We start from the raw sequence: 21,428 nt of genomic DNA on the forward strand, positions 1-21,428 counted from the left end.
CCTCCTTTTTACTTATTCACGAATAACATATCACAAATTTTATCACAAATGTTCACGAATAAATTTCAATGCCGTTATTCGTATCAATTAGTGAATTTTTGCCATTCGTATTCTTTTATTCGTGATTCTTTAAAATTCTTTTTTTGAAAAAAGAATTGAACATAAAATTATACATACTGTTGAATAAACAACAGTATAAATAACAGGAACTACCAAATTCATACTGCCGACATCTATCCTGTCCCTAAAATTTAAATACTGGAAATTAGGAATAATGTAAAAGAAAAACTTTACTATTACTTTTATAAAAATATTGCTAATTTTAGAAGCTAAAAATTTAAGTTCCACACCAAAATGCCCCAGTATCCAGAAAAAAATGGTAAAAACTATTGATGCCACGGCAGAAGTAGAAAACAGTGAAAAGAAAAGCGCAACTGTAGAAATTAATATTATTTTCAATATTATTCCAACTATAGAAATAAAATAAACTTTATCAACTTCCCAGCCGATTGCAAGCAGGAATCCCAGATGCAACACAACCATAATACAAAGACCCACAATAACTGTTAAAATCATACCAAAATATCTGCCTAAAATATATTTGAAACGTTTTAACGGCCTGGACAATAAAAGGTAAATGGTTTTTGATTCAACTTCCTCAAGTATCAGTGATACAGCAACGAATATGGCAACCAGGAGTCCGAATATCTCAATAGCGCCAAGCCCTAAATCCAGAAGAAGCCTTACCTGCTCGTCACCGGCAAGCACTCCAAAAAGTATATTAGCACCAATAATAGCAAACGTAAATAACACTAAAACATAAAAAATCTTATGTCTTATGTTTTCTTTCACCGTATACCGGATAATAGGAATTATATCATTCATTGTAATTCTGCTTTGCTTACTTCTGAAATAAAAATGTCTTCTAAAGAACCCGGTTGTATTTCGTTCATTTTTACAACTCTTAAAAGTTTCCCCTTGTAAATAATGGCAACACGATTACATATTTTCTCAGCTTCTGAAATTATATGCGATGAAAAAAATACTGTTTTACCTTCACCTTTAAGTTTTAAAATAACATCACGCATATCTTTTAACCCGATCGGGTCAAGACCGGTAAACGGTTCGTCCAGTATAAGAAGCTCAGGTTTATGAAGCAAAGCTTGTGCAACGCCGACTCTCTGAAGCATTCCTTTTGAAAATTCACCAAGACGAACATCTCTTACTGTTTTAAGTTTAACAATATCAATAGTTTCATCAATACGATTATTTAAAACATTTCCCGGAATATGCGATATCGCTCCGTAAAGCCGTAAAATTTCCCTGGGAGTCAGGTATTTATAAAGATACGGGATTTCGGGAAGATAACCTATTTTTGATGAAGCTAATAGTGACGGGATTTTTTCGCCGAATATAAAACAATTGCCTTCTGTAGGAAAAAGAAGCCCCAGGAGAAGTTTTATCGTAGTTGTTTTACCGCTGCCATTGGGTCCCAAAAAACCAAAAATCTCTCCCTCTGCAATTTCAAGACTTAAATTATCAACTGCAAGAAATTTCTTAGCATTAATAAGCCGCTTTTTTTTGTAAATTTTAGTAAGATTTCTTATCTCTATTGCACTCATTTTCCTATTTCTTCTTTTATTGAATTCAAGGCAACCTTTACATCCATCTCACAACAATAACCAAGATGCCCTATTCTAAATATTTTTCCTTTAAGCTCTTCCTGCCCGCCTGCCAGAACAACACCATATTTTTCTTTGACTTTTTTTCTTAAATCATCAGCAGCAACACCTTCAGGAGGGAAAACAGATGTAACGGCACACGATGCAACGTCATCGGAAGCGAGTAATTTTAATCCCAATTTTTTCAAACCTTCACGTGCAAAATCCCGTAATTGCTTATGCCTCTCAAATACATTCTCAAGCCCCTCTTCTTCAATCATATTTAATGCTTCTTCTAGTCCGTAATAAAGTGATACAGGCGGAGTAAACGGGTTTTGTCCTTTATCCGCAAAATCTTTCATTGATTTAAAATCCCAGTAAAATTTCGGCATTTTTGCCTTTGAATAGTATTCCCACGCTTTCTTAGAAAACGAAACGAATGAAAGTCCGGGCGGTAACATAAATGCCTTTTGGGAAGCTGCTACAACAACGTCCAATCCCCACTCATCTGTCCTTAAATCTGCAGTAATAAGACCTGAGACGGCATCAACAATAACCAAGGCATCGTATTTTTTAATAACTTTAGCTAAAGCTTTTACATCGTTCAACACACCGGTAGATGTTTCGTTCTGCTGGAAAAATACTGCCTTATATTTTTTTGATTTCAACTTATTTTCAACGGTTTCAATATCAGCAGCTTTACCTCTTTCAAATTTTAACTCGTCGACATTAGCACGAAATGCTTTCAATATTTTAACAAACCGGGAACCGAACGCACCGATATTTAGAACAAGCACATCATCGCCTTCGGAAAGTATGTTAACAATCGCTGCTTCCATTCCGCCTGTTCCTGATGACGGAATTATAAGTAAATCGTTGTTTGTCTTAAAACATTTTTTTGCACCGGCAGTAACATTACCCAGAATTTTCACAAATTCGGAACCACGGTGATTTATCATCTCGCGAACCATTGCCCGTAAAATCCGTTCCGGCACCATTGTCGGTCCGGGAATCATCAGATATTGCTTCTTAAACATTTTACAAACCCCCTTTATTAACAAGAATCAAGACGCAAGATGCAAGAAGTAAGATTAGGTTGTCCGTTTTTCTAAATACTAATCTTAAATCTTCAATCTTGATTCTTAAATCTTAATTCTTCAATTTTACTTACTTCACCCCTAATGTCTTTTCAATAACTTCTTCTACTTCTTTAACAGGAACAAATTTAATTTTCCCCTGAACTTCTTTTGGTATTTCTTCCATGTCCTTCATGTTTTCATAAGGGAATATCACAGTTTTTATCCCGTTTCTATATGCTGCCAGAACTTTTTCTTTAAAACCACCTATAGACAAAACCCTGCCGCGTAATGTTACTTCGCCGGTCATTGCTATATCTTTTTTAACCGGTTTATTTGTCAATGCAGAAAGCAAAGCGGTTACCATGGTTATTCCTGCAGAAGGACCGTCTTTTGGAATAGCCCCTTCAGGAACGTGTATATGAATCTCCTTATCTTTGAAAAAATCTTCTTTCAAATGAAACTTTTTTGCATTTGACCTTATGTATGAAAGTGCTGCCTGTGCCGATTCCTTCATCACGTCGCCAAGCTTTCCGGTCAGGGTAAGTGAACCTTTACCCTTCATTATAGAAACTTCAATTGATAACGTATCACCTCCGACCTCTGTCCAGGCAAGACCTGTTGCTACACCTACCTGATTTTCCGATTTTTCATCAGTGTGATATTTTGGTATACCAAGATACTTTTTCGCATTTTTTTCGGTAACTTCAACGGTTCCTTTTTTCTTTTCTGAAACAATTTCTTTAATAACTTTTCTTATTACATTGGCTATTTCCCGTTCAAGACTTCTAACCCCTGCTTCAAGCGTATATTCTTTTATAATAAAGTTTACCGCTCCATCAGTAATACTCAGCTGTTCCGGTGTAACACCATGTTCCTTAAACTGTTTCGGAATAAGAAATTTTCTTGCAATATGTACCTTCTCTTCTTTTGTATAACCGGAAAAATGCAGTATTTCCATCCTGTCGGCAAGCGCCGGCGGGATTGAATAAAGGGTGTTCGCAGTAGTTATAAACATTACATCAGACAGGTCAAAATCAACTTCCATATAATGATCTGAAAAAGTTGAGTTTTGCTCCGGGTCTAAAACCTCTAAAAGTGCAGAGGCGGGGTCACCGCGAAAATCCATACCCATTTTGTCAATTTCATCCATAAGAAAAACCGGATTTTTTGATTTTGCTTTTCTTAGCGACTGTAGAATTCTGCCAGGTAAAGCACCAATGTAGGTGCGGCGATGCCCTCTTATTTCAGCTTCATCCCGAACTCCACCCAAAGATATACGAACAAATTTTCTGCCAAGGGCACGGGCAATTGACTTACCAATACTTGTTTTCCCTGTTCCGGGCGGTCCGACAAAACACAATATCGGACCTTTTAATTTCTTTCTCATTTTAGAGACAGCAAGATACTCGACAATCCGCTCTTTTATTTTCTCAAGTCCGTAATGGTCTTCTTCTAAAATATCTTCAGCATGTTTTAAATTAAGATTGTCTTCTGTCTTTATTTCCCACGGCAAAGCAATTAACCAGTCAATATATGTTCTTATAACTGTTGCCTCAGGTGAAAAAGGCATCATCTTTTCCATGCGAGAAAGTTCTTTTAATGCAACAGTTTCAGCCTCTTTTGTCATTTTTGCTGTTTTTATTTTGCCACGAAGCTCATCTACTTCTTTAGCATTATCGTCTTTCTGTTTGAGTTCTTTCTGGATTGCTTTCATCTGCTCGGTAAGATAATATTCTTTTTGTGATTTTTCAATCTGGCCGCGTACTCTTGACTGAATTTTTTTCTCTATATTGAGAATCTCCAGCTCCCCGTTCAATATCTCAATAATCTTTTCTAACCGTTGCTCGGGATTTACTGTTTCAAGGATTATCTGTTTCTGTGCATTCTTTACAATAAGATGCGCCGCTATCATATCAGCAAGGCGACCGGGCTCTTCAATTGAATTCAAAACTGAAATTGTTTCATATGGCAAACGGGGATTTAAACCAATATATTGTTCGAAAAGATTTATTGTCTGCCTCATTAACGCCTCTACCTTTGGTGTTTTATCAATAACAACTTCAAGTTTTTCTATATCAACTTCAATATAACCTTTCTGGACAAGATTAAAATTACTGAACTTTGCCCTGACAAGACCTTCAACTAAAATTTTAGCGCTCCCATCCGGCATTTTCAGAAGCTGCAGAACCTCGGCAACAACACCAATCTCGTAAATTTCAGCAGATGTAGGGTCCTCGGTTTGTATCTTTTTCTGTGTTGCAAGAAAAATAATATGGTTACCTGCCATTGCTTCCTGAAGCGCTTTCTGCGATTTTTCCCTGCCTACTACCAAAGGCAGTACCATATACGGAAAAACCACCACATCTCTTACCGGTAAAAGCGGCAACGTTTTAGGAATTATACTGTTCTTGTTATCATGTACCATTTTTTCTCCTATTTGTTTTTTATTTTGTAACAGCAAAACATAAATCACAAGTTAAGCAAAGCTTTGCTTTGCAGCTACAAACCAATTGATATTGTAGCCGCAGAGCGTTAGCTCTGCTAAACATTGAAATTCCTATACATAGATTTAGCAGAGCTAACGCTCTGCAACTACAACTACTTTAGGATTGCACCATAGATTCCGATGCAATCCGGACAAAAACTATTTCCTCTCTACGATTACTTCATCTACAATACCGTAAATTTTCGCTTCATCAGCAGTCATAAAAAAATCACGGTCAGTATCTTTTTCTATTTTTTCAATCGGCTGGCCTGTATGTTTTGACAGCATATCGTTAAGCCGGCTTTTTACTCTTAAAATCTCTTTTGCCTGTATACCTATATCAGTTGCCTGCCCTTGAACACCGCCTAACGGCTGGTGAATCATTATCCTGGAATTAGGAAGCGCATATCTTTTCCCTTTTGCACCGGCAGTAAGAAGTATTGCTCCCATAGATGCCGCTTGTCCCATGCAGATTGTTTTAACTTTTGATTTTATAAACTGCATTGTATCATAAATTGCAAGACCTGCAGTAACCATACCGCCGGGTGTATTGATATAAAGCGAGATTTCCTTTTCGGTACTTTCCGATTCAAGAAAAAGAAGCTGGGCAATAATACTATTTGCAAAATCATCATCAAGAGGCGCCCCGATAAATATAATCCTGTCTTTCAAAAGCCGCGAATAAATATCATAAGCACGTTCGCCGCGAGGAGATTGCTCTACGACCATTGGTATAAGATTTGCTTTCATGCTTTGACCTCCTTAATCTTTGCGTTTTCCAGAAGAAAATCAAAGAGTTTCTTTTCCTTGATTTGAAGCGATAAATATTCACGATATTTCTGGTAATTTTCAGCTACTTTTTTATCCCCGCCTGATATTTCTTCAATCTTTTTATTTATCTCATCTTCATCCACGTTTATATTTTCATTTTTAATTATTTTTGATAATAAATACGAACTGTGGACTGTTTTTTCCGCGTCAGTTTTGTACTTGTCCCGCATCGCAGGAATAGATTTTTCAAATTCTTCCTGATTAAAACTATGATTACTAACAAGATATTGTTTTGTCCTGTCAATCATATTATTTAATTCATATTCAACCAGTGTTTCCGGAACCGGAAAATCATTTGACTTTAACAATGACTCTATAATCTGACTTTCCATATCCTGCCTGGTTTTTTCTTCTTCTGTTTTTATAATATCTTCCTTTATCTTTTCTTTCAGCTGGCTGACATTTTCATGTCCAAAATCCTTTGCAAATTCGTCATTTACTTCCGGTAAAACCTTCTTCTTTATTGATTTTATTTTAATATCTAATTTAGCGGGTTTATCGGAAATTTTTGTCTCTATTGTTTTAGTTTCACCGGATTTCATACCCACAAGACCTGTTGCAAAACCTTCCGGCAGTGATTTATGCGATAAATCTATTGTCTGATTTTCAATGGGCTTATCAATTTTCTTTCCGTCAATAATCCCGTCATAATCGGCAACAAGAAAATGATGAGGTTCAGCTGCAATATCACCGGCATCTATGAGGTTTGCCCGCCTGTCCTGGAGATTTTTTATTACTTCGTTCACTTCTTTTTCTGTAATTTTTTTTATCTTTTTCGTAATTTTTATTTTCTTGTAGTCTTTCGGTTCAAATTCCGGAACTTGCTCAACCTTTAACTTGAATGAAAACGGTTTACCTTCATTATAATCCTCAGGTTCAGCTTCCGGTGTCACTACCGGGTGAAGATCTTGCTCTTTGATAATTTTTTCTATCGCAGATGTCATAAGATTCTGAAGTGTTTTATTTAAAGCAGTTTTTGCAAATTCTCTTTTGACAAAATCCATAGGTGCATGCCCTTTCCTGAACCCGGATATAACAGCATTTTGCTGAATATCTGCAAAAACGACAGTCCTTTCTTTTTCTACTTCATCAGCTGGAATTTCAGCCTTAATTTCCACTTTGCAGCCCTTTTTCTCTAAAATATCAACTTTCATATTTTCCATTTTATTCCTTTTCTTGCTTTTCCTTAAAGCAGGATTGTTGCGGGAAGAGAGTTTCCCACCCGCGCTGTTTTTTTAACTTGGGCGGAGAGGGAGTTGAACCCACACCCTGAAAGGACACGGTCCTAAGCCGTGCGCGTCTGCCAGTTCCGCCATCCGCCCAAAAGCTTTTGTCTTGCCTGTGTTTGCAATTTCAATTCAACTTTTTGTATTAGAGCGTTTAATTTTCCTATAGATTCACTGATTTTTCTTTTTCTATATTGACTGATAATTTCTTTATAACATTTTCCGATGTTTTTTTGAAGCCCGGCACTAACTAACGGGACAGGCAATGACAAAATATCTGTTTTGTTTATACTGATAGTTCCAACACCGTGTTTCAAAAGCTGTATAGTTTCCCTGCCATATTTTGTTTTTAAATATAATACAAGATAATAGGGGTCAATCCCTTTTACTCTTAAAATGTGAAGATAATCAGAAGCTACCCCTTCATCATCTTTACTGTCAATAATGGCAACCTTACCGGCACAACCAACTCCCACCCTCACGAATAAAATCTCGCCAATTTTTGTATGGGCACCAAGAAAATCCATTTTACTTTCCGCTGTAATATATCTTTTATCTTTCCTGTAATCTATGCCGACATCCGTAATATTCGTAGCGTGAAGAAACTTTAATCCTTTATCAGAAAACTCTCTTTCCTTACCATAAACAGTTTTTCCTGTTTTATAATAAACAACAAAATCTTTCAAAGGACGGAAAGGAATATTATTATGTTTTATCTCGCCAATACTACTTTTATTTAAAAATCTGTAATACTGATAATCCATCCGGTCCAGCAAATCTTTTCTCGATATTTTTATTGTATTGTCAATTATTCCTGTTTTTCCAAATTCGCTTATTTCAGCACAATAGCCTGTATTTGTGCAGGATCCTTTTTGTAAAATTAAAACGCTTGTTTTGGCAGAAGTCCCTTCAAAAACATTTCTTGGCAAACTGATTATATTTTTAACGGTTGTTTCTCTTAAAATATATTCTCGTATGTACCGGTCTTTAGGATTTGAAAGAATCCCTTCCGGCAACACTATAACAATATAACCGCCTTTTTTAGCAAGTTGAATGAATTTCTCAAGAAAAAGGACTTCTATTGCCTGACTTTTTCTTAGATTCCCCTTATTCTTCGCCAATTCGTAATCAGTTAATATCTCTTTTGACTCAACACGCTGAAACCAACTGCTAAACGGGGGATTTCCCACAACAAGGTCAAAACCATTATCTAAAATTCCATCGCCGATTTCAGGAATTTTTTCCCATGTTTTTGTTTTTAAACTGTCCCCTGTTTTAAGAAAAGAGTTTTCCAGTCCTGTATTTTTTAAATTCGTGATTATTTCCGTATCAATATCAATCCCGAATAATTTAGCAATATTCCACTTTTCCGATGCAATTCTGAGAAAAACACCATTACCGACAGACGGGTCAACTACATTTTTAATATCTTTCACAGGAACAAGCGACAACGCCTTCTCTACCACAAATTCCGGTGTAAAATACTGATTATGAACCTTCCTGTGTTTATGCCTTATAACCGGCAATTCATTAAACGGGAAAAATGGAGTTTTACAACTTATATTCTTAAAAAAATTCCCGCTTATAATCGCATTTCTCATTTTTAATAAAACACTCAAAACAACGTCGTTGCGTCTTTGGGTCTTTAAGTCTATGACCCTACGACTCAATGACTATATTTCGCAAGCGAGGGAGAAATTTCTGAAGAGCCTAAATTTGCGACTTATTCTTTCCAGGAGCAAATGATAGAGCGAGTTCTAACGAGCGTCTCGAAGAAATTTACTCCCGAGCGACTTTGGGCTGTATAGGAATCGAACCTATAACCTATTGATTAAGAGTCAATTGCTCTACCAATTGAGCTAACAGCCCAGAAAAATCAATTAAGTGAAGATTTTATCAATTTATTTTCAATTTGTCAACCTTTTTAAGGCTGTTTTATTGATATATTTTACATCAGTAAATTGATTTAAACAGATTTAAAATTCAATATTCGGTCTAAATAGAATCTGGAAATTATTAGATTTGTCAGTTCTCTGTAGCGGACCCGTATATTTATCTTCCCCTTCCCAAACTAAACCTGCGCTTAAATTAAGCATTATTTTTGGGGTTTTTAAAGGGATTTTCTTTCCAACTATAAAAAAATGCCTGATTATTTTGCTATTTTCAGTGTCAACATCAAAGGTATATTCAAAATTACTATTATGAAATATTGAAGGTTTAACAGCATTATAATCAGTTCTATCTCTACGTAGTGAAAAATATATAACATCTTTAATATACTCGTTATCATGAAATTTTGCCCCGATTCTAAAACTCCAGCTCATTTTAGTATTATGTGTAGTTCTGTCACCTTTTATCTTTATTTCACTTTCTACCCAGTTATCAATTATAAGTTCGTTATCTTTAATATGATAATTACCTCCGCTGACTAACAAACCCATATAACCTTTACCACTCATATCTTTGCTTTCTTTAGGTTTAAAACTTATAACATTACCTAAAAATACTGACATGGCATACGGTTCTTCAAAACCTGCACAAACACTCTTAACGATGTTAATATTTTCCGTGATATCCATATTCCGGTAAAATTGCCGCAAATTCTTTTTTGTGAATACTCCCATCCAGGGTAACGGATATGTACTCAACTCAAATACCAAGTACCTCGGTACCGGAGAAGCTACCAGCCTCTTATATATATTAATTTCACTTTCGTCATCAAAATACGGTACCGGTGTTTTTGTCAGCGGTAAATAATAGTCCAGTGACGAGTAATACATATCAGCTTCTAATTCTATTTCCTGATTGTTTATTTGTTTCTGGTAAATAGATTTAGAATGAATAGCGGTAATATCCAGTAATAGAAAAACTATTAAACAAACTGTAATTTTTTTCAGTAATTTCATTTTCAATATGTTTCATTATACTATTTTCTGTATTGCTTAGTCAATCGAAACTTATAAACTTCACGAATGAAGGATTGACATCGGCTAATTTGTTTTGTATACTAACGGTACATGAAAAAACTATTTTTGCAGTTTTTTTTACTGGCTAACAATATTTTAATTAAAAATGTTGTTTCTGTTTTCGACTTTTTTTCAGACAATATCACCCTTTTTATTTTTTCTATAAAATCACTCTTTAGCAAAAATAAAAAAGGCAAAATCCTAATATCTAACTTAACAAAATCTCAAATTTATTTTACAGGTGTCCAGTCTTTTTTGTTGGTCAGTTTAGTTGCCCTTATGCTTGGCGGTGTAACAATTGTTCAAAGTGTGACCCAGCTGTCAAAAATTAATGCCGAACAATTCATAGGTAAAATTCTTGTTCTGGTAATTGTTAGGGAATTAGGTCCCGTATTTACCGCACTTATTGTAATCGGCCGTTCAGCCAGTGCAATAGCTACTGAAATCGGAAATATGTCAATCTCAAAAGAAATTGAAGCAATGGAATCTATGGGAGTTGACCCGCTAAGATACATTATGATTCCAAGACTGTTAGGCATGGTTATTTCATTAATACTTTTAACAGTTTATTTTAACATGGTTGGTATATTTGGAGGTCTTTTAGTAGCGAAAATCACATTGTCCACTTCGCTCAACATTTTGTTTAACAATATCATAAGCACAATTACATATACCGATATGCTTGTTTCTTTTTTGAAAAGTCTGGGTTTTGGAATAATTATAGCAACTATCTCTGTCTATCAGGGATTTAAAGTAAAAATTTCGCTGACAGAGGTCCCGCAAGCTGCCACAAAAGCAGTTGTAAACTCGTTGTTGGGTTCGTTTATTTTCAACAGCATATTAACAGTTTTGTTCTACATATAAATTTTAGTTGTTACAAGTGAAGCAAAGCTTCGCTTTGCAGCTACATAAACATGTAGTGGCAGAGCTTGCTCTGCCTGCATCTTTCAAATTCCTATACAATAAATTACAAATGGAAATTAAAATAAACAATATTCACTATAACGTTCATGGAAGTGGAAAACAGATATTAAACGGAATTGATATTTCTGTTTCCGAAAATAATATTTTAACAATAGTCGGACCAAGCGGCTCCGGTAAATCCACTTTTCTTAAAGTGGCAGCAGGACTGATTGAACCTACATCCGGAGAAGTTATTATAGAGAATATAAATTTTACAAAAGACAGCAGAAAACAAATTTATGAAATTAGAGAAAAAATGGGTTTTTCGTTTCAAGATGCAGCATTAATAAATAATTTAAATGTTTATGACAATATCGCCCTTCCTTTGAAATACCATACAAACTTGAATGAAAAAGAAATATTTACTAAAATATATTCATGGCTGGAAAGAATGGAGTTGTCTAAAAATATTTATGATTTACCCGCCGAACTGAATATCAGCCAAAAAAAAGTTGTCGGACTTATAAGAACCATTATAAATTCGCCAAGATACATTTTTCTTGATGAACCGACAAATAATATGGATTATCACTATGCAGATTTAGTACGAAAAGTTATAAAAGAACTCAAGAACGAGAATACAGCTATTATGATGACAACAAACCATATAAAATGGGCATCTGAGATTTGCAATAATATTGCAGTGCTTATTGAAGGTAAATTGGAAATGTGCGGAAAATACGAAGATATATGTTCTACGGAAAATAAAAAAGTGAAAGAAGTTATGCGTCGTATCGGAGGTCATAATGCTAATTAAGACAAAAAGAATAGAAAGGATTGTGTATATATTTGTAATCTTAGGTTTAATCTCTATTTTATCTTTGTTAGTTCTTGTCGGTCGCGGGAAAAGATTATTCAGCAGCAAAAACTATTACTATTCCAGGTTCAACTCGGGAGAAGGATTAAATAAAGGTATGCCGGTTAATATAAACGGGATACAAATAGGAACTTTAGAAAGTATAAAATTAGACGGCAACAATAACATTGCATTAAAGTTATCTATTTATGAAGAACATATTCATAGAATCAGAAAAGGTTCCGTATTACGGTTAATATCGCCATTATTAGGTTCAAAAACACTGGATATAATTCCGGGAGATATATATTCTGCTGAAATAAAAAATAACGACTATATACCGTCTTTTGATTCTGAAGATGGCAAGAAGATATTATTGGCAAGAAAAAGTGACGTACAATTATCAACAGCAGAAAATATACTTGCCAATGTTTCCAGCCTGGTCCAACGTTTAAACGAACCAAACGGACCATTATTCGCAAATTTGGAAAATTTTAAAATAATAAGCCAAAACATAGGTAAACTAAGTGAGAAATTTGCAAATAATCAGGAAAGGATTGACAGCATATTTAAACATGTTGAAGACACCACAGTAAATCTTAACACTATTTCAAGGTCTATAATGAAATCACAATTTTTTAAAGAAAAAGAAACAAAACCGGGAAAACAATCTATAGATTTAAATGAATCTTACAGTCCTTATAAAAACAAATGAAAAAAATAACATTATTACTAATCTTACTTTCTTTAATCTATCTATCCGGTTGTGTTCCAAAAATAGAAATTAATAATTCTACTAAAAACCAGGAAGCCAGCGGTCTGATTGAATCAGGTAAGAATTACTATTCCCAGGGAGATTTTCCTAAAGCACTTCAATCATTTCAAAGAGCACTGGAAATAAACCAAACGCTTGATAACCAGCCTGACGCTGCTGTCGCTCATAATAATATCGGAACAACATTTCTCGCTCTGGAAAATACAAACGAAGCAGAAAAACATTTTCTACAGGCGTTAGAAATAAACCGCAAACTTAATTTAAAAGAAGAAATCGTCACTAACCTTAATAATCTTGGCCGTCTTTACAGTGTAAAAAAAGATTACACCAAAGCAAAAGAAACATTTGAAGAATCTCTCAAATTAAGCAAAGAATTAAAGGATTTAATAAGTATTGCAATCACCAATAATAATCTCGGTATGTGTGAAATGAATGCCGGTAATTTTGAAAAAGCAAAAGAATATTTTGAAAAGGCAGCGAAAACAAATAAAGATAAAAACAATAAAACAGGGCTTGCTATAAATATGTTAAATTTGGGGAACCTTCTCTTAGAACAGGATAAATATGAGGATTCACTGACCTTTTTTAACGAGGCGTTGAAAATACACAAACAAATCGAAGACCCGTATTATATAGCGGCTGATTTAAGCAGCATCGGGCTTACTATGGAAAAACTTAAACGATATGCAGAAGCACTGGAATTTTTACAAAGAGCATATGAAATAAATCAAAAACTCGCAGATAAAGAGCGTATGAAAAAAGACCTTTCGGATATAATACGAGTTGCTAAAATACTAAATAAAAAAGAACTTATTGAAAGTTCCCAGGAAGATTTAAAATCCCTACCGTAACATTATTTTTTTATTAAATCCGTGTATTTCTTGTTGATTGATTCAAAACTGTACTTGGATACCAAGAATATCTGATTTGTATCTTTTAAAGACAGGTAAACCTTTGATTCCTTGTCTTCTTTCCCTAACAAAATCTCTTTTTCTATGCCATCTTTAAATTTTATTTTCAGCCTGAGAACCGGACTATTTAATCCTGTGGTCTTTATCCCTAATTCCGAATTATCATCATAAAAATCTTCGGCGCTCAAATTATTTAATTGATTTAGAAAATCTATATACTTTTGAGCATCAATATCATATTTCTTTGCAGATGTTCTAAGTATTAACTGCCCGGAACTTTTTGTAATTTCAAATCCATCTTTTTTATTTAAAACAACTGAATCCACATCTTCATTTTTAAACTTCAGGATTACCCTGTCCATCCACAGTTTTAAATCTTTTTCTAAAATATTCTTCTCAAGACCCGAAGAAATAAAAACTTCTTTTTTATCTGCAAATTTTATAAATGTCGATTGGTAATTTCCTGCCATTTTACCGAATATAACATTAACAGAATTCCCGCCATCCATATTATTTACCTTAACTTCCGTCCCTTTTTCGGGACTCACTTCATAATCGGAATATTTATCCTTATTTTCTGTAATTACTTCACCCACTTCAATATCTTTTAACTTATTCAGCAGCTCGTTGACAGAATTATCGTCTGCTTTATAATTTACGGGTTTTTCTATCTTCCAGATATTGTCTTTTTTTACTATTTTTAAATCCAATTTCCAGTTTTTCAATTCTATGCTTGCAACCTTTTCAATATTAAGTTTTGAAAACGGAATTTTTACCGGGGTCCTGTCCCTCATTTTTCTGAAAAAGACCGCAACCAAAATAAGAATTACAAAAATAATAAATAATTTAATTAAATTTCTCATTATAGTTAGTGACTAACCGCGAAAGTCTTTATTGTTCCCCTCATCTTTCATCTTCTTCTTTATGGGAAAAGAAAGAAGCGGGACCATTACTTTAACTTCTTATCGGGTGAGCAAGCTCACCCCTACGCGTTCATCTTCTCCCCTATGGGGAGAAGAAAGAGTTGAGGGGTTCTACTTAGTTTTTTAACTCCAAAATCTCTTTGCTTCTATTCTCGATTAATATCTTTCTGGTTTTCCACCTGAATAAACCATAGAAAATAACGAGTATCGGAAGTAAAAGCAAATTAGAATATTTAAAAATCAATCTTACGGCATCAGAAACCTTGTTTAATGGTCTGTAAATAAATCCTTTAGAACGTATACTTAAAAGGTCATAATCTTCTGCTAGCCAATCCAAAATATTCATAAAATAAGTAACACAGGTAGGGTCAGATAAAAACTCTTTTCTTACGATTGAGGATGTGCCTGATAACATAATTCTGTTATATTTTACTTCTGAAATATCTCCTGAATTCGGTTGAATTTCAACTTTTGTTTTACTATCTTTAGCTTTTTCTCTTTTTGGAGGCGTCCTCCCTTTATATAAACTGTCAAATGAACCTTCCAATATTCCACCCAAAACAAAAGGACCCATTTGATTATTTTTAGATGGCATGTATTTTTGCATCGGATTTGCCATATAAACATTTGCCATTATCCAGGATTCTCTTGAAGAATACATAAGCGGAATAAACTTCCTGTTTTGTTGTGTTAAAGTAGAAATATTTGTTTCAAATGAAGATACAAAAGGCAGCGACAATTTTTCAAAGTTTTTAACAATTAGATTTTCAGTATTAAATTTTGTAGCAACCGGTATGAAAGGATATTCCACGTAATTATTAATAACAAAATATCCCTGCTTCTGCTGGATTCCGATTCTTTGGCATTGTAAATCCAGGACCAGTCCCGGATTAACGGAAACCCCGTAATAATTCAACATATCTTTTAAACCATTGTCAGTTTGCCTGACATAGAAATTATCAAACGCAACATCATATTCATTAAGTAAAATTCCCACCGGTTTGCCGGCCATTACAAACTGGTCAATTAAATAAACTTCATAATCAGTCAGTTTAGTTTTAGGACCGACAATCAACAAACAATCTATATCCGCAGGTATATCTTCCTTTGTTGTATCTACCATTTTAGAGTTGAATTTTTCACCGAAATATCCTGAAAATTCCGGTATTTCCAGCGGGTTGGTTTCATTATGACCGGTTAAAAAACCTATGGTTTTCTTTGTAGGATTCATTAACTTCTTTATTTTACTTGAAATCTCATATTCCAAACCATCAGTATCCTTTATAACCGGGATAGTTTCAGTTTTATCATTATACATAATGGAAACACCCATGTAACCTTCTTTCAGTTCCATTTTGTCTTTCTCAACCGAAGTAAATCTCATGGGCATAATGCCTGCAAGCTGCGCTTCTCTCTGCAGTTTTTCATTACCTGTGGGGTCTATAAAGGAAAGTTTAATTTTTGATTTCGAATATGCCTGGTACTCCTCCAAAAAGTCCCTTAGATAACGACCGTTAGCACCATAAGGATTCGGCAGATTTTTTGTAAAATAAACCCTGAATATAATGTTATCTTCTAACCGTGACAGGATTTTTTTGGTCGCAGGAGAAACAGAATACATTTTCTGGGGTGAAAAATCCAACTTCAAAAAAAGCATTGAAGAGATAAAATTAAGCACCGCAAGTATGCCTAAAAAAATCAAAATATACGTAATGGAATATATTTTTTTGTTCATTTTCTAATATTTATCATTCTTAATGTCAGGAGATAGAAAAAAGCTGAAACAGAAAAATAATATATTATATCCCTTGAATCTATAAGCCCTTTTGTAATATTGTTAAAATGACTGTCAATCCCGATATATTCAAAAACAGAGGTTAACGCTGAGTTGGGCAGTATATTTACAGTTTTTCCTGCCATAAAAAAGAAGAAACAAATAATAAAACTTACCAAAAAAGCAACAATCTGATTTTTGGTTATCGAGGAAGCGAAAATACCTATTGAACTATAAAACATTGCAATAAACAATAAACCCAGATAAGAACCGAAAATTGTTCCTACATGAGGCTTTGAAATAAAAAACAGTGTAATAGGATAAAAAAGCGTGAGCAGTATTGAAATAGATATAATCCCGAAACCAGCAAGATATTTACCCAGAATAATTTCATAATCTGCTATAGGCATTGTGGATAATATTTCTATGGTGCCGGATTTATATTCCTCCGAGAAAAGACGCATGGTAATGGCAGGAACAAAAAATATAAAAATCAAAGGTAAGATATCAAGATAACCTTCAAGCGTGGCAAAGTTAATAAGAAAAATAGAAGATGAAAAAAACCATCCTGAAACTGCAAGAAAAGATACAATAACAATATATGCAACAGGGGAATCAAAAAAAGCATTTATCTCCCTTTTAAAAATCACTAAAATATTATTAAAATTAATTTTTCTTAACTCGTTAACCATTTTAATTTTTATCAACACGAGGTTGATTAGACCCGTCTTGAGTAAGCATTCTGAAAACATCTTCTAATGAAAGTATTGTCCTTGTTTGTTCCAGTATTACAAGTCTCCTTTCAACCGCTCTATTAAAAACTTTTTCCCTTAAATCATCGCCTTGTTTTGATACTATTTCTATTTCAGTCAGCATATCAGTCATGTTCTTAATATTTAGCTCAACAACACCCGGTAAATCGGAAAATATACCGGAAACATTTTCTATCTTTCCTTTAAATTGAACCACCAGTTCCTCGTTGCCTGCAACAAATTTGTCTATTTCGGTTGTTTTACCATCGGCTGCAATTTTTCCTTTATTTATAATTATAACCCTGTCGCAAGTAGCCTGAACTTCGGATAAAACATGCGTGGATAAAATTACTGTTTTTTCCTTTCCAAGCCGCCTGATAAGGTCTCTTATTTCTATTATCTGGTTGGGGTCAAGACCTGAAGTAGGTTCATCCATAATCAATATATCCGGATTATGAATCATTGCCTGGGCTATCCCGACCCTTTGCTTGTATCCTTTGGATAAATCAGAAATATTCTTTTTTAAAACATCTTTGACACCGCAGATCTGAACAACTTCACTAAGTCTTTTTTTAATGTTATTTTTTTCTATACCGCGCAGTTGTGCAATAAATGTAAGGTAATCAAGGACATTCATTTCATAGTAGAGAGGGTTTGATTCTGGAAGGTAACCAATTCTTTTTTTTATTTCTATCGGATTTTTTTCTAAGGTGTAATCAAAAATGTTCACTTGCCCGGAAGTGGGAGTCAAGTAACCGGTAAGTATTCGTAATGTTGTAGTTTTACCGGCACCATTAGGACCGAGGAAACCGACAACTTCACCCCGCGAAATACTAAAACTAATACCTGAAAGCGCCTGTTCAGTCCCGTAATATTTTACCAAATCTTTAACTTCAATCATAATCAACAAGTTTGGCACACCAAGGGTCTACGGCAACTACAAAACTATAATTAAATTGTAGTTTCACGCCCTCGGCGTGATAACATTGAAATTTCAATAAATTAAGTAATTAAGATTTTTAATTTTAGATGCAAAAACTAAAAAAAAGATTCACAAAAAATATTATTTTTTATTTTTTTATTATTTTCAGAAAGGTATTTACTACTTCCGGGTCAAATTGTGTTCCGCTGTTTTTTTCTAATTCTTCTATCGCTTTTTGTTTTGTTAATGCTTTCCGGTATGGCCTGTCACTAAGCATTGCATCATATGTATCTGCAACTGCCAGTATCCTTGCCCCTAAAGGTATTTCTTTTTCTTTTTTTCCTAAAGGATACCCGCCGCCGCCGTATTTTTCATGATGTTGTTCAATTATATTAATTACATTACTTAGAAATTTTAACGGTTTCAATATTTCCGTACTTTTTGACGGATGTTTTTTGATTTCTTCCCAATCTTTAGATGTTAATTTTTCTGTTTTTCTGAGAATTTCATCCGGGATAGATATCTTACCTAAATCATGAAGCTGTGCTGCACGGTCTATTTCTTCTATTTCAATTTGATTAAGCCCCATTGCTTTAGCAATAATTACCGCGTTCTTAGCGACATCATCGCAATGGCTAAAGGTATAACTATCTTTAGCATAAATCGCAGTTGCTAATGCCCGGACAGTTTCCATATACATGGTCTGAATTTCTTTTGTCTTATCATCAACCTTAGTCTCTAAATTTTTATTCATTTCCGATAAGTCATCTGAAAGCGATTTTATACGAAGCATTGCTTTTATACGGGCTGATATTTCTATAATTTCAAACGGCTTGACGATAAACTCGTCGGCTCCTGCACCCAACCCTTTTACCAATCCTTTAGTATTCCTATCTGCTGTCATCATAATTATCGGTAAAAACCTGATATTGTTTTTTTCTTTTAATATTTTACACATTTCATACCCGTTCATTTTAGGCATTATAATATCAACTATTATTAAATCAGGGTTAGATTCCTTTGTCAGTTCTATAGCCCGCTCTCCATTTTTAGCAGTAAGAACCTCGTAGTTTTCTATTTCCAAACCTTCTTTTAAATATACGAGCACACTTTCTTCATCATCTACAACAAGAATTTTATGTTTTTTATCTACCATATTTTTACCTCATTTTTTACCGTGGAACATTGATTATACCCCGAATCAAGTCAGAATAGTTTTTATCAAAAACAATAAAAACTATTTTACATATATTTAGTAAAATTTCAAGTAAAAAATATTTTTGAGTTTAAAATTGGTGAATGGTAAATTATCTAGCGGGGAATATAAGGACTTGGCGGAACTTTTGCTCTTATTTTCTTTACATCAAAAATTATAACATTATCATCTTTTTTGTAAACACCGTCTTCATTAAAAGGAATACCGTTGGCAAACTCATTCTGCAAATCGTTATTTTTTGCCAATAGCTTCCCTTTTGATATTGCTTTCTCAAAATCCTCTCCAAACATATTGGTTTCAAGCAGATTATATATATCTTTGCCATCGCCTGAAACTCTCCAACCGACTGTTGCATGGCTGTCTTTAATCAATATTACTAATATCGGTTCTACCTCTATTCCTTCAAGCAAACTTGCAAACAATACGGCTAACTCTATACAATTACCTTTATTCTTTAATGTATCACCCGGCAATTTTATCCTCTGTGTATTTTTGTACGCTATGGGATTGTTTACATAAGTCAACTTGTAGTCATCTTTAAGCGTATCATACATAAGTTTTATTTGAGATAAATAATCCTTATCTTTTTCTTCTATTGAACGGTAATCCTTGTTTATTCTTGTGAATATATTCGGCGGCTGAAACCCTACTATCTTTACCGGCGGATTCATTGTTGCACCTTTCTCACTTGCTTTAGAAATTACTTCATTTAGACTACGGTCGTTGAATGTTACCCATGATGCTAAAGTATTCATCATATCATATGTTTTACTATTTGCATCTACTACTTGCGGTGTAAACTGGTCAAAGGGCAGTAGTATTACCGGGAACTTTTCTTTCCGGGACGCCTGTATATTTCCTTCACTTGTCAACTGGCTTATTTCTACACTTATTATGCTTGGTGTTGGCATCACTGTTACTGTTTGAATATCTTCCTGCGTAAGTGTCGGAATTATTTTGGTTTCACGTGTAGCTCCACCTGCGATATCAATCTCCATTTCTTCCTTTTCTTTCTTTATGCCTATATTGTAGACTATTTTGAATTTCTTATTGTCTTCTGATGTATTTTTCATCTTTATATTTATTACAGGTATATTCCTTTCTGTAATCACATTGTATATTGCAGCGGGTATTTCTTTCATTGTATCTATCTTTGCATCAAAATTCTTTTCTTTTGTTTTTTTACTATCAAATCTGTAAGTCAGCTCAAGCCTGTGTGTAGTACCTATGTCACCATACGGAACAAATGCATAATCTATTTCTATCTTCTTTTTTAAATTTATACCTGTCCCGGCACTCAGTTTACTTAATTTACCGGTTTCAGCACTGGTGTTATATCCTATTCTTATCGGTATTAAGTCTTTTAATATATATTCAGCACCTACTCCAAATGAAAAACTGTTTTCAAACAAATAATCGCATTCTAATGCTGTTGTAAGATTATTTAGTATCTTATAATCAAACCCCGCTTTGACAGATGCAGGTAGTGACGCACCGGCTATCTTGTTACCAAGGTTTTGGACCACGAATCCCGCTCTTAGCTTATCCACTATTATTTGATATTGACTGCCTATATCAAATGCAACGCCTGAATCTTTTTCCGTATCTATTTTTTCGTTTATCAGTTTTATTCCTACACCAGCATATAATCTATTGTTTATTTTTCTACCCATACCAAGCATTATTGCGGTCTGTAATATGTTGTAATCTCCTGCTACATCCACAAAATCGCCACCGCTATCTTCTGTTGTCTTATCTATTCCATTAGTATATAACCCTAAGCCACCTATACTTAATACTCCTATATTTCGTAACGGTATACTATAAGCCAAATAATCATAATTTATGTTTTGAAAATATAACATATGCATTAAGTTTACTTGCGAATTAGTTATACTCGCTAACCCTGACTGGTTCCAGTATAAGCTGTTACCGTCATCTGTTAATGATACATATGCATTCCCTAACGCTGATGCTCTTGCACCGGGCTGAATTTCAAGAAACTGGGCAGCAGTGGACCCCGCTCCTTCTGCATGAAGGCAGTAAGAAAGTGAAAATATTAGAATCAAGTTTAATATTTTTTTAGACATAATCATTTAAACCCTATAACCCTATAACCCTAAGACTCTACGACCATATCTGCGGCTA

At 34.2% G+C, this 21,428-nt stretch carries 18 protein-coding genes and 2 tRNA genes; 4 read left to right on the forward strand and 16 right to left on the reverse strand.

Annotation, left to right across the window (positions count from 1 at the left end; genetic code table 11):
- Nucleotides 1-129: 129 nt before the first annotated feature.
- From PHE88_03275 to PHE88_03320, 10 genes are all read right to left on the reverse strand, one after another.
- On the reverse strand, nt 130-885 hold the full coding sequence (locus PHE88_03275) for an ABC transporter permease subunit (protein ID MDD5686840.1): 756 nt from the start codon (nt 883-885) through the stop codon (nt 130-132).
- On the reverse strand, nt 882-1,622 hold the full coding sequence (locus PHE88_03280) for an ABC transporter ATP-binding protein (protein ID MDD5686841.1): 741 nt from the start codon (nt 1,620-1,622) through the stop codon (nt 882-884). The genes PHE88_03275 and PHE88_03280 overlap by 4 nt, the downstream gene beginning before the upstream one ends.
- Nucleotides 1,619-2,698: an alanine--glyoxylate aminotransferase family protein gene (locus tag PHE88_03285; GenBank protein MDD5686842.1), complete on the reverse strand. Its 1,080-nt coding sequence runs from the start codon at nt 2,696-2,698 to the stop codon at nt 1,619-1,621. The genes PHE88_03280 and PHE88_03285 overlap by 4 nt, the downstream gene beginning before the upstream one ends.
- Nucleotides 2,699-2,828: 130 nt before the next feature.
- The gene (gene lon / locus PHE88_03290) at nt 2,829-5,165 is read right to left on the reverse strand and encodes an endopeptidase La (GenBank protein MDD5686843.1); all 2,337 of its coding nucleotides are present in this window, start codon (nt 5,163-5,165) and stop codon (nt 2,829-2,831) included.
- 219 nt (nt 5,166-5,384) lie between these two features.
- On the reverse strand, nt 5,385-5,975 hold the full coding sequence (gene clpP / locus PHE88_03295) for an ATP-dependent Clp endopeptidase proteolytic subunit ClpP (protein MDD5686844.1): 591 nt from the start codon (nt 5,973-5,975) through the stop codon (nt 5,385-5,387).
- Nucleotides 5,972-7,219: a trigger factor gene (tig, locus tag PHE88_03300; GenBank protein ID MDD5686845.1), complete on the reverse strand. Its 1,248-nt coding sequence runs from the start codon at nt 7,217-7,219 to the stop codon at nt 5,972-5,974. Before tig ends, clpP begins: the two co-directional genes overlap by 4 nt.
- A 78-nt stretch (nt 7,220-7,297) precedes the next feature.
- A tRNA-Leu gene (locus PHE88_03305) sits at nt 7,298-7,378 on the reverse strand.
- The gene (locus tag PHE88_03310; GenBank protein ID MDD5686846.1) at nt 7,342-8,883 is read right to left on the reverse strand and encodes an N-6 DNA methylase; all 1,542 of its coding nucleotides are present in this window, start codon (nt 8,881-8,883) and stop codon (nt 7,342-7,344) included. The genes PHE88_03305 and PHE88_03310 overlap by 37 nt, the downstream gene beginning before the upstream one ends.
- A 195-nt stretch (nt 8,884-9,078) precedes the next feature.
- Nucleotides 9,079-9,151 (reverse strand) — tRNA-Lys (locus PHE88_03315).
- Between the two features lie 107 nt (nt 9,152-9,258).
- On the reverse strand, nt 9,259-10,188 hold the full coding sequence (locus PHE88_03320) for a hypothetical protein (GenBank protein MDD5686847.1): 930 nt from the start codon (nt 10,186-10,188) through the stop codon (nt 9,259-9,261).
- A gap of 111 nt (nt 10,189-10,299) precedes the next feature.
- On the opposite strand from PHE88_03320, the gene PHE88_03325 reads away from it, so the two are divergent.
- The 4 genes from PHE88_03325 (at nt 10,300) to PHE88_03340 (ending at nt 13,633) form a co-directional block, all read left to right on the forward strand.
- Nucleotides 10,300-11,112 (forward strand): ABC transporter permease, encoded by an 813-nt coding sequence (locus tag PHE88_03325; GenBank protein MDD5686848.1) that lies wholly within the window; start codon nt 10,300-10,302, stop codon nt 11,110-11,112.
- A gap of 109 nt (nt 11,113-11,221) precedes the next feature.
- Nucleotides 11,222-11,968 (forward strand): ATP-binding cassette domain-containing protein, encoded by a 747-nt coding sequence (locus tag PHE88_03330; GenBank protein ID MDD5686849.1) that lies wholly within the window; start codon nt 11,222-11,224, stop codon nt 11,966-11,968.
- Entirely contained in the window at nt 11,958-12,722 is a 765-nt protein-coding gene (locus tag PHE88_03335; protein MDD5686850.1) for an MlaD family protein, read from the forward strand. Before PHE88_03330 ends, PHE88_03335 begins: the two co-directional genes overlap by 11 nt.
- A complete protein-coding gene (locus PHE88_03340) occupies nt 12,719-13,633 on the forward strand; it encodes a tetratricopeptide repeat protein (GenBank protein MDD5686851.1) in 915 nt (304 codons plus the stop codon). The genes PHE88_03335 and PHE88_03340 overlap by 4 nt, the downstream gene beginning before the upstream one ends.
- Before the next feature lie 2 nt (nt 13,634-13,635).
- Here the strand turns inward: PHE88_03340 and PHE88_03345 are convergent, their stop codons facing one another.
- The 6 genes from PHE88_03345 to PHE88_03370 all read right to left on the reverse strand — a co-directional run bounded on the left by PHE88_03345 (nt 13,636) and on the right by PHE88_03370 (nt 21,370).
- Nucleotides 13,636-14,556: a DUF4340 domain-containing protein gene (locus PHE88_03345; protein ID MDD5686852.1), complete on the reverse strand. Its 921-nt coding sequence runs from the start codon at nt 14,554-14,556 to the stop codon at nt 13,636-13,638.
- Nucleotides 14,557-14,731: 175 nt separating this feature from the next.
- Nucleotides 14,732-16,351 carry a Gldg family protein gene (locus tag PHE88_03350; GenBank protein ID MDD5686853.1) on the reverse strand — a complete coding sequence of 540 codons (1,620 nt, stop codon included), beginning with the start codon at nt 16,349-16,351 and terminating at the stop codon, nt 14,732-14,734.
- Complete coding sequence (locus tag PHE88_03355) at nt 16,348-17,082, reverse strand: ABC transporter permease subunit (GenBank protein ID MDD5686854.1); 735 nt, start codon at nt 17,080-17,082, stop codon at nt 16,348-16,350. The genes PHE88_03350 and PHE88_03355 overlap by 4 nt, the downstream gene beginning before the upstream one ends.
- A 1-nt stretch (nt 17,083) precedes the next feature.
- A complete protein-coding gene (locus tag PHE88_03360; protein ID MDD5686855.1) occupies nt 17,084-18,043 on the reverse strand; it encodes an ATP-binding cassette domain-containing protein in 960 nt (319 codons plus the stop codon).
- 169 nt (nt 18,044-18,212) lie between these two features.
- Nucleotides 18,213-19,220 carry a response regulator gene (locus PHE88_03365; GenBank protein ID MDD5686856.1) on the reverse strand — a complete coding sequence of 336 codons (1,008 nt, stop codon included), beginning with the start codon at nt 19,218-19,220 and terminating at the stop codon, nt 18,213-18,215.
- Nucleotides 19,221-19,375: 155 nt separating this feature from the next.
- Nucleotides 19,376-21,370: a PorV/PorQ family protein gene (locus PHE88_03370; GenBank protein MDD5686857.1), complete on the reverse strand. Its 1,995-nt coding sequence runs from the start codon at nt 21,368-21,370 to the stop codon at nt 19,376-19,378.
- Nucleotides 21,371-21,428 lie beyond the last annotated feature (58 nt).

The organism is Elusimicrobiota bacterium, from assembly GCA_028718185.1.
In the GTDB taxonomy this organism is placed as follows: Bacteria; Elusimicrobiota; UBA8919; order UBA8919; family UBA8919; genus JAQUMH01.